This window comes from Pseudomonas sp. FW305-E2 (genome assembly GCF_058782925.1).
The window spans coordinates 1-9,010 of the sequence record NZ_JBYSYE010000083.1; the positions used below are offsets into that span (position 1 = coordinate 1).

The 9,010-nt window shown below is 63.2% G+C and carries 9 protein-coding genes; 8 read left to right on the forward strand and 1 reads right to left on the reverse strand.

The window, feature by feature from the left end; genetic code table 11:
* From AC3WLP_RS27575 to lpxC, 8 genes are all read left to right on the forward strand, one after another.
* Positions 1 to 632: FtsW/RodA/SpoVE family cell cycle protein (locus AC3WLP_RS27575; protein ID WP_158249211.1), on the forward strand; the 632-nt coding region annotated here is incomplete at its 5' end.
* Entirely contained in the window at positions 622 to 1,701 is a 1,080-nt protein-coding gene (gene murG / locus AC3WLP_RS27580; protein WP_003251858.1) for an undecaprenyldiphospho-muramoylpentapeptide beta-N-acetylglucosaminyltransferase, read from the forward strand. The genes AC3WLP_RS27575 and murG, both read left to right, overlap by 11 nt.
* On the forward strand, positions 1,694 to 3,142 hold the full coding sequence (gene murC, locus AC3WLP_RS27585; RefSeq protein WP_003251860.1) for a UDP-N-acetylmuramate--L-alanine ligase: 1,449 nt from the start codon (positions 1,694 to 1,696) through the stop codon (positions 3,140 to 3,142). The genes murG and murC overlap by 8 nt, the downstream gene beginning before the upstream one ends.
* The gene (locus tag AC3WLP_RS27590) at positions 3,139 to 4,095 is read left to right on the forward strand and encodes a D-alanine--D-alanine ligase (protein WP_003251863.1); all 957 of its coding nucleotides are present in this window, start codon (positions 3,139 to 3,141) and stop codon (positions 4,093 to 4,095) included. Before murC ends, AC3WLP_RS27590 begins: the two co-directional genes overlap by 4 nt.
* A 5-nt stretch (positions 4,096 to 4,100) precedes the next feature.
* Positions 4,101 to 4,970, forward strand: a complete 870-nt coding sequence (locus AC3WLP_RS27595; protein ID WP_003251865.1) for a cell division protein FtsQ/DivIB — start codon at positions 4,101 to 4,103, stop codon at positions 4,968 to 4,970.
* Positions 4,971 to 4,984: 14 nt separating this feature from the next.
* Positions 4,985 to 6,247 (forward strand): cell division protein FtsA, encoded by a 1,263-nt coding sequence (gene ftsA / locus AC3WLP_RS27600; protein ID WP_003251867.1) that lies wholly within the window; start codon positions 4,985 to 4,987, stop codon positions 6,245 to 6,247.
* Between the two features lie 55 nt (positions 6,248 to 6,302).
* Positions 6,303 to 7,499: a cell division protein FtsZ gene (gene ftsZ, locus AC3WLP_RS27605; RefSeq protein WP_003251871.1), complete on the forward strand. Its 1,197-nt coding sequence runs from the start codon at positions 6,303 to 6,305 to the stop codon at positions 7,497 to 7,499.
* Positions 7,500 to 7,611: 112 nt separating this feature from the next.
* Positions 7,612 to 8,523, forward strand: a complete 912-nt coding sequence (lpxC, locus tag AC3WLP_RS27610; protein ID WP_003251873.1) for a UDP-3-O-acyl-N-acetylglucosamine deacetylase — start codon at positions 7,612 to 7,614, stop codon at positions 8,521 to 8,523.
* 47 nt (positions 8,524 to 8,570) lie between these two features.
* Here lpxC and AC3WLP_RS27615 read toward each other — a convergent pair.
* A partial coding sequence (locus AC3WLP_RS27615) for a DUF721 domain-containing protein (protein ID WP_103340333.1) occupies positions 8,571 to 9,010 on the reverse strand: 440 nt, incomplete at its 5' end.

Genomic DNA, 9,010 nt, shown 5'->3' on the forward strand with positions numbered 1-9,010 from the left:
GGGTGGGGCTGTTCCGCTTCAGCCTGATGGTGGTGCTGGCGGTGCTGGCGGTATTTGTCCTGGTCCAGGCGCAGCCCTACCGGATGGCGCGCCTTATTACGTTCACCGACCCCTGGGCCGATCAGTTCGGCTCCGGCTACCAGCTGACCCAGGCACTGATCGCCTTCGGCCGTGGCGAGTGGCTGGGCGTTGGCCTGGGCAACAGCGTGCAGAAGCAGTTCTACCTGCCTGAAGCGCACACCGACTTCGTGTTCTCGGTTCTGGCGGAAGAACTGGGCGTGGTCGGCTCGCTGCTGACCGTCGCGCTGTTTGTGTTCGTCACCGTGCGCGCCCTGTACATCGGCCTGTGGGCCGAGAAGGCCAAACAGTTCTTTGCCGCCTACATGGCGTTCGGCCTGGCTTTCCTGTGGATTGGCCAGTTCCTGATCAACATCGGTGTGAACGTCGGCCTGCTGCCGACCAAGGGCCTGACCCTGCCGTTTCTCAGTTACGGGGGGAGCTCGCTGGTGATCTGCTGCGCCTGCGTAGGCCTGTTGCTGCGCATCGAGTGGGAAAGTCGCACGCATCTGGGCAGTGAGGAGCACGAATTCAGCGAAAGCGATTTTGCCGAGGAGACCAGTCATGGCCGCTGAAGGCAAAAATGTATTGATCATGGCCGGCGGCACCGGGGGGCACGTATTCCCGGCGCTGGCCTGCGCCCGTGAGTTCCAGAAGCGCGGTTACAGCGTGCACTGGTTGGGCACCCCGCGTGGCATCGAGAACGAGTTGGTGCCACAGGCAGGTTTGCCATTGCATCTGATTCAGGTCAGCGGCTTGCGCGGCAAGGGCAAGCTGTCGTTGCTCAAGGCGCCTTTCACGTTGGTCAAGGCCGTGCTGCAGGCACGGCGCATCATTCGCCAGCTCAAGCCCGTATGTGTCCTGGGCTTTGGCGGCTATGTGACCGGCCCCGGCGGCGTGGCTGCGCGGCTGTGCGGCGTGCCACTGGTGATCCATGAGCAGAACGCCAGGGCAGGTACCGCCAATCGGTTGCTGGTGCCACTCTCGGCGCGGGTCTGCGAAGCTTTCCCGAACACCTTCGAGGCCAGCGACAAGCGTCGCACCACTGGCAACCCGGTGCGCCCGGAACTCTTCATGGACGCGCAACGCGTGCCCTTGGGCGAGCGCCGCGCACGCCTGTTGGTGCTCGGTGGCAGCCTGGGTGCGGAACCATTGAACAAATTGTTGCCTAAGGCCCTGTCTGAAGTGCCCGCGGCGCTGCGGCCAGAGGTGTTCCACCAGGCTGGCAAGCAGCACGCACCGATCACCGCCGAGCGTTATCACGAGGTGGGCGTCGAGGCTCAGGTAGAGCCCTTCATCAACGACATGGCTCAAGCCTATGGCTGGGCCGACCTGGTGGTGTGCCGAGCCGGTGCCCTGACTGTCAGCGAGCTGGCGGCAGCAGGCCTGCCTTCGATGCTGGTGCCTTTGCCCCACGCGATCGACGATCACCAGACCCACAACGCCCAATATCTGGCCCGCGAAGGCGCTGCCTTCCTGATGCCACAAGCGACAACTGGCGCAGCGCAACTCGCTGAACGCCTGAACGAGGTGCTGATGCAACCCGAGAAACTCAACGTCATGGCTGGCACCGCACGGCGCCTGGCCAAACCTGCTGCAACCAGCACCGTGGTCGATATCTGCCTGGAGGTGGCCCATGGTTGAGAGCCAGAAAGCCATGCCCCAGCCGAAGATGGGCCGTATTCGCCGCATTCACTTCGTCGGCATCGGCGGCGTGGGCATGTGCGGTATTGCCGAAGTGTTGCTGAACCTGGGCTATGAAGTGTCCGGTTCGGACCTTAAAGCCTCGCCGGTGACCGAGCGCCTGGAGTCCTTTGGCGCTGAGATCTTCGTCGGCCACCGCGCCGAGAACGCTGCCACCGCCGATGTGTTGGTGGTGTCCAGCGCCATCAACCCGGCCAACCCGGAAGTTGCCACCGCACTGGAGCGGCGCATTCCGGTGGTGCCGCGTGCCGAGATGCTCGCCGAGCTGATGCGTTACCGCCATGGCGTGGCCGTTGCCGGTACTCACGGCAAGACCACCACGACCAGCCTGCTGGCTTCAGTGTTCGCCGCCGGTGGCCTGGACCCAACCTTCGTTATCGGTGGCCGTCTTACCGCTGCCGGTACCAATGCGCAGCTGGGCACCAGCCGCTACCTGATCGCTGAAGCAGACGAAAGCGATGCCAGCTTCCTGCACCTGCAGCCGATGGTCGCGGTTGTCACCAACATCGACGCCGACCACATGGCGACCTACGAAGGTGACTTCAACAAGCTGAAGAAAACCTTCGTCGAGTTCCTGCACAACCTGCCGTTCTATGGGCTGGCGGTGATGTGCCTGGACGACCCGGTGGTTCGCGAGATCCTGCCGCAGGTGAAGCGCCCGACCGTGACCTACGGCTTCAGCGAAGAGGCCGACATCCGCGCCATCAATGTGCGTCAGCAGGGCATGCAGACCCACTTCACCGTGCTGCGCCGTGATCGCGAGCCGTTGGAGGTTTCGGTGAACATGCCCGGCAACCACAACGTGCTCAACGCCCTGGCGACCATCGCCATCGCCACTGACGAAGGCATTACTGACGAGGCCATCGTCCAGGGCCTGTCCGGCTTCCAGGGTGTCGGTCGTCGCTTCCAGGTATACGGCGAGCTGCCGGTCGAAGGCGGCAGTGTGATGCTGGTTGACGACTACGGTCATCACCCCACCGAAGTGGCGGCGGTGATCAAGGCTGTGCGCGGTGGCTGGCCAAGCCGCCGCCTGGTGATCGTCTACCAGCCGCACCGCTACAGCCGCACCCGCGACCTGTACGACGATTTCGTCCAGGTGCTGGGCGATGCCAACGTGCTGCTGCTGATGGAGGTCTACCCGGCCGGCGAAGAGCCGATCCCCGGTGCCGACAGCCGTCAGCTGTGCCACAGCATCCGCCAGCGCGGCAAGCTGGACCCGATCTACATCGAGCGCGGCGTCGAGCTGGCACCGCTGGTCAAGCCACTGCTGCGCGCTGGCGACATTTTGATCTGTCAGGGTGCCGGTGATGTCGGCGGCCTGGCCCCGCAGTTGATGAAAAGCCCGCTGTTCGCAGGCGCCAAGCAGGAGAAGTCGAAATGACCAGCGCCTACGACAAGCTGCAGTCGACCCTGGACGTCAAGGCGTTCGGCCGCGTCGCCGTGCTGTACGGTGGCAAGAGCGCCGAGCGTGAGGTGTCGCTGAAATCTGGCGCCGCAGTGATCGATGCGCTGAGCACTGCCGGCGTCGACGTGGTTGGCATCGACGTCGGTGACGACCTGCTCGCACGCCTGCAGAGCGAGAAGATTGACCGCGCCTTCATCATCCTCCACGGCCGTGGCGGTGAAGACGGGAGCATGCAAGGTTTGCTGGAGTGCCTGGGCATCCCCTACACCGGCAGCGGCATCCTGGCTTCGGCGCTGGCGATGGACAAGCTGCGCACCAAGCAGGTGTGGCAGAGCCTGGGCATTCCCACGCCACGCCACGCGGTGCTGGCGAGCGAAAGCGATTGTTTGCAGGCCAGTACGGAACTGGGCTTCCCGCTTATCGTCAAACCCGCCCATGAAGGCTCTAGCATCGGCATGGCCAAGGTGAACAGCGCCCAGGAACTGGTCGCCGCCTGGCAGGACGCCGCCAAATACGATTCCCAGGTACTGGTGGAGCAGTGGATCCACGGTCCGGAGTTCACCATCGCGGTACTGCGCGGCCAGGTGCTGCCGCCGATCGCCCTGGGTACGCCGCACGTGTTCTACGACTACGACGCCAAGTACATCGCCAACGATACCCAGTACCGCATCCCGTGCGGGCTGGATAGCGTCAAGGAACAGGAACTGATCGACCTGACTGCGCGCGCCTGCGATGCCATTGGCATCGAAGGCTGGGGGCGGTTGGACGTGATGCAGGACGAGCAGGGCCAGTTCTGGCTGCTCGAAGTCAACACCGCACCAGGCATGACAGATCATAGCCTGGTGCCCATGGCGGCCCGCGCGGCTGGCCTGGACTTCCAGCAACTGGTGCTGGCAATCCTGGCCGAAAGCGTGGCGACGCGAGGTTAATAACCATGCAAGGCGCGATGATACGTCAGCAGCAACCCGTTACCGGCCGTAGCAAGCCGGTGCCGCGTGGTGCCAGCCGGCTGGTGGCCGACGAGCCCGTATCGGCGCGCCTGCCCCGGCCAAGCCTGGGCGGCCTCAAGCGCTTGCTGTGGCCGGTGTTGCTGGTGGCGGCCGGCTTTGGTGCCTACGAGGGCGCCATTCGCCTGATGCCGTACGCCGACCGCCCGATCACCAAGATCGATGTGCAGGGCGACCTCAGCTACATCAGTCAGCAGTCGGTGCAGCAGCGTATCGCGCCCTACGTGGCGGCGAGCTTCTTCAGCGTCGACCTGCCGGCGATGCGGGCCGAGCTCGAGCAGATGCCGTGGATCGCCCACGCCGAAGTGCGCCGGGTGTGGCCCGACGAGGTGGTGATCCGCCTTGAAGAGCAGCTGCCGGTGGCACGCTGGGGGGACGCAGCCCTGCTCAACAACCAGGGTCAGGCTTTCACCCCGCGCGAGCTGGCCAACTATGAGCACCTGCCGCAGCTGGCCGGGCCGCAGCGTGCTCAGCAACAAGTCATGCAGCAGTATCAGGTATTGAGCCAGATGCTGCGCCCCCTGGGCTTTTCCATCGCTCGCCTGGAGCTGCGCGAGCGAGGCAGCTGGTTCCTGACCACCGGTGCGAGCAGTGCCGGGCCAGGCATCGAGTTGCTGCTGGGGCGCGATCATCTGGTGGAGAAGATGCGCCGTTTCATTGCCATTTACGACAAGACACTCAAAGACCAGATCACCACTATCGCCCGCATTGATCTGCGTTATTCCAACGGACTTGCCGTTGGTTGGCGGGAACCGATTGCACCGACGACGGCCCAACCCGCCGTTGCGAAGAATTAGAGAGAGGCAGGACCATGGCAAACGCGCATAGCGGCAAAATGATCGTCGGGCTGGACATTGGCACCTCCAAGGTGGTGGCGCTGGTGGGCGAAGTGGGCGAAGACGGCACCCTGGAAATCGTCGGGATCGGCACCCATCCGTCCCGTGGCCTGAAAAAAGGCGTGGTGGTGAACATCGAGTCCACCGTGCAGTCGATCCAGCGCGCCGTGGAAGAGGCGCAGCTGATGGCCGGCTGCCGTATCCACTCGGCGTTCGTCGGTGTGGCCGGTAATCACATCCGCAGCCTGAACTCCCACGGCATCGTTGCCATCCGTGACCGCGAGGTCAGCCTGGCGGATCTGGAGCGCGTACTCGACGCTGCCCAGGCCGTGGCGATTCCGGCCGACCAGCGCGTGCTGCACACCTTGCCGCAGGACTATGTGATCGACAACCAGGAAGGCGTGCGCGAGCCGCTGGGCATGTCTGGCGTGCGTCTGGAAGCCAAGGTTCACGTGGTCACTTGCGCCGTCAACGCCGCCCAGAACATCGAGAAGTGTGTGCGCCGCTGCGGCCTGGAAATCGACGACATCATCCTCGAACAGCTGGCTTCGGCCTACTCGGTGCTGACCGATGATGAAAAAGAACTGGGCGTGTGCCTGGTGGACATCGGTGGCGGCACCACCGACATCGCCATCTTCACCGAGGGCGCCATCCGCCACACGGCGGTCATCCCGATTGCTGGCGACCAGGTGACCAACGACATCGCCATGGCCCTGCGGACCCCGACCCAGTACGCCGAAGAAATCAAGATCCGCTACGCCTGTGCCTTGGCCAAACTGGCTGGCGCTGGCGAGACCATCAAGGTGCCAAGCGTGGGCGATCGCCCACCGCGCGAGCTGTCGCGCCAGGCCCTGGCCGAGGTGGTGGAGCCACGTTACGACGAGCTCTTTACCCTGATCCAGGCCGAACTGCGCCGCAGCGGCTACGAAGACCTGGTGCCCGCCGGCATCGTCCTCACTGGCGGCACCGCGAAGATGGAAGGCGCCGTGGAACTGGCCGAGGAAATCTTCCACATGCCGGTACGCCTGGGCGTGCCGCACAGCGTTCGGGGGCTGAGCGACGTGGTGCGCAACCCGATCTATTCCACCGGTGTGGGCTTGCTCACCTACGGCCTGCTGAAGCAGTCCGAGGATTTGGCCCTGACCGGTAACAGCAACAGCAGCAGCAACAGCTATGGCGATGAACCGAAGGCCCCAGTGCTTGAACGCTTCAAGAAGTGGGTCCAGGGCAACTTCTAAGTTTCAAAGCAGTAGTGGTAGGCGCAACAACTAGAGAACTGTAAGGAGAGGGAAAATGTTCGAGCTCGTAGACAACGTCCCGCAAAGTCCGGTCATCAAAGTGATCGGCGTAGGTGGTGGTGGCGGCAACGCCGTCAATCACATGGTCAAGAGCAGCATCGAAGGCGTGGAATTCATCTGCGCCAACACCGATGCCCAGGCGCTGAAAAACATTGGCGCGCGCACCATCCTGCAATTGGGCACGGGTGTGACCAAGGGCCTGGGTGCCGGTGCCAATCCGGAAGTCGGCCGTCAGGCCGCGCTGGAAGACCGTGAGCGCATCGCTGAAGTGCTGCAGGGCACCAACATGGTGTTCATCACCACCGGCATGGGTGGCGGCACCGGTACCGGTGCAGCACCAATCATTGCCGAAGTGGCCAAGGAAATGGGTATCCTCACCGTTGCAGTGGTGACCCGTCCGTTCCCGTTCGAAGGCCGCAAGCGCATGCAGATCGCCGATGAAGGCATCCGCATGCTGGCTGAAAGCGTCGACTCGTTGATCACCATCCCCAACGAGAAGCTGCTGACCATCCTGGGCAAGGATGCCAGCCTGCTGTCTGCCTTCGCCAAGGCTGACGATGTACTGGCCGGTGCCGTACGCGGTATCTCCGACATCATCAAGCGCCCAGGCATGATCAACGTCGACTTCGCCGACGTGCGCACCGTGATGGGTGAAATGGGCATGGCCATGATGGGTACTGGCTGCGCCAGCGGCCCGAACCGTGCACGTGAAGCCACCGAGGCAGCTATCCGTAACCCGCTGCTGGAAGACGTCAACCTGCAGGGCGCCCGCGGTATCCTGGTGAACATCACCGCAGGCCCGGACCTGTCGCTGGGTGAGTACTCCGACGTGGGTAGCATCATCGAAGCCTTCGCCTCCGACCACGCGATGGTCAAGGTCGGCACCGTGATCGACCCGGACATGCGTGACGAACTGCACGTGACCGTGGTGGCCACTGGTCTGGGCGCACGCATCGAGAAGCCTGTGAAGGTGGTCGACAATACCCTGCAGACTGCCCAGCAGGCGTACGAAGCGTCCAATCCTGCGCCGGTGCGCCAGGAGCAGCCAGCGGTCAACTACCGTGACCTGGAGCGTCCGACCGTCATGCGCAACCAGGCGCATGCAGGTGCTGCCGCAGCCGCTAAACTGAACCCTCAGGATGACCTGGACTACCTCGATATCCCGGCATTCCTGCGTCGTCAGGCTGATTAATGGAATTTATCAGGGGTATAAAGGTGATTGGTATTCATCAAAGGTTGGGTCTGTTATCATCCCCAGCCTTTGTTGATACCTGTTCGCAATTTGCGCTGAAGCGGCCAATGCCATGATTAAACAACGCACCCTGAAGAATACCATCCGTGCCACAGGTGTCGGTCTGCACTCCGGGGAGAAGGTTTACCTGACCCTCAAGCCTGCACCTGTTGACACCGGCATCGTCTTCCGCCGCGCCGACCTCGACCCTGTGGTCGAGATCCCTGCGCGTGCGGCCAACGTCGGCGAGACAACCATGTCGACGACGTTGGTCAACGGTGACGTCAAGGTCGATACGGTCGAGCACCTGCTCTCCGCCATGGCGGGCCTGGGCATCGATAACGCCTACGTCGAGCTCTCCGCCTCGGAAGTGCCGATCATGGATGGCAGCGCCGGTCCTTTTGTATTCCTGATTCAGTCTGCCGGCCTGGAAGAACAGGACGCAGCCAAGAAGTTCATCCGCATCCTGCGTGAGGTAACCGTGGAAGAGGGCGACAAGCGCGCCACGTTCCTGCCTTTCGAAGGTTTCAAGGTGAGCTTCGAGATCGATTTCGATCACCCGGTGCTTCGCAACCGGACCCAGAGCGCCAGCGTCGACTTTTCCAGCACGTCGTTCGTGAAGGAAGTCAGCCGCGCGCGTACTTTTGGCTTCATGCGTGACATCGAGTACCTGCGCAAGCACAACCTTGCGTTGGGTGGCAGTGTCGAGAACGCCATCGTGGTCGATGAGGACGGCGTGCTCAACGAAGACGGCCTTCGTTACGAAGACGAATTCGTCAAGCACAAGATCCTCGACGCCATCGGCGATCTGTACCTGCTGGGCAACAGCCTGATCGGCGAGTTCAAGGGCTTCAAGTCCGGCCACGCGCTGAACAACCAGCTGTTGCGCAAGCTGATTGCTGAAACCGATGCCTGGGAAGTGGTCACTTTCGAAGATGCCAGCACGGCACCGATCTCGTACATGCGCCCTGTTGCGGCCGTGTAAGTTCGAACACTCTCTAGTTCATTAAGGCCACCTTCGGGTGGCCTTTTTTATGGCTTGCCCTGAGCGTGGGCGGCCAACCGTTCCAGTGCGGCACGCAGTTTGGGGTCGGTAATGCCCTCGGCGGTGTCGCGCAGGCTCTCGGCCGCGCTGTTCGAAAGCTCGGCCGCATGCCCGCCACGCTTGGCCGGTACCAGCGGCGGCTGTACCTTGTACAGGATGCGCCTGAGGTTGCCGAATGCTTCCATGGCCTGCAGGGCCGCCAACAAGCGCTTCTGCTGGTAGCGCAGGCGGGTTGCCCAATGGCCGTCGGTAACCACCAGCAACAAAGTACCATCGCGCCAGGACGCCACATGGCAGTGCTCGCGGGCAGCCGGTTGCAACTGGCTTTCCAGCAGGCGCTGCAAGTGCTCCAGGCGCTCGGCCTGGTTCAGCAGCAGGCGCAGCGGGCGCACTTGGCGCAGCAGGGCGGAGGGCGGCTGGGCGGGGG

Bases quoted from the DNA above. Each gene is read 5' to 3' on its own strand.
- murG (WP_003251858.1), top strand. From the start codon at position 622: ATGGCCGCTGAAGGCAAAAATGTATTGATCATGGCCGGCGGCACCGGG.
- murC (WP_003251860.1), top strand. From the start codon at position 1,694: ATGGTTGAGAGCCAGAAAGCCATGCCCCAGCCGAAGATGGGCCGTATT.
- AC3WLP_RS27590 (WP_003251863.1), top strand. From the start codon at position 3,139: ATGACCAGCGCCTACGACAAGCTGCAGTCGACCCTGGACGTCAAGGCG.
- AC3WLP_RS27595 (WP_003251865.1), top strand. From the start codon at position 4,101: ATGCAAGGCGCGATGATACGTCAGCAGCAACCCGTTACCGGCCGTAGC.
- ftsA (WP_003251867.1), top strand. From the start codon at position 4,985: ATGGCAAACGCGCATAGCGGCAAAATGATCGTCGGGCTGGACATTGGC.
- ftsZ (WP_003251871.1), top strand. From the start codon at position 6,303: ATGTTCGAGCTCGTAGACAACGTCCCGCAAAGTCCGGTCATCAAAGTG.
- lpxC (WP_003251873.1), top strand. From the start codon at position 7,612: ATGATTAAACAACGCACCCTGAAGAATACCATCCGTGCCACAGGTGTC.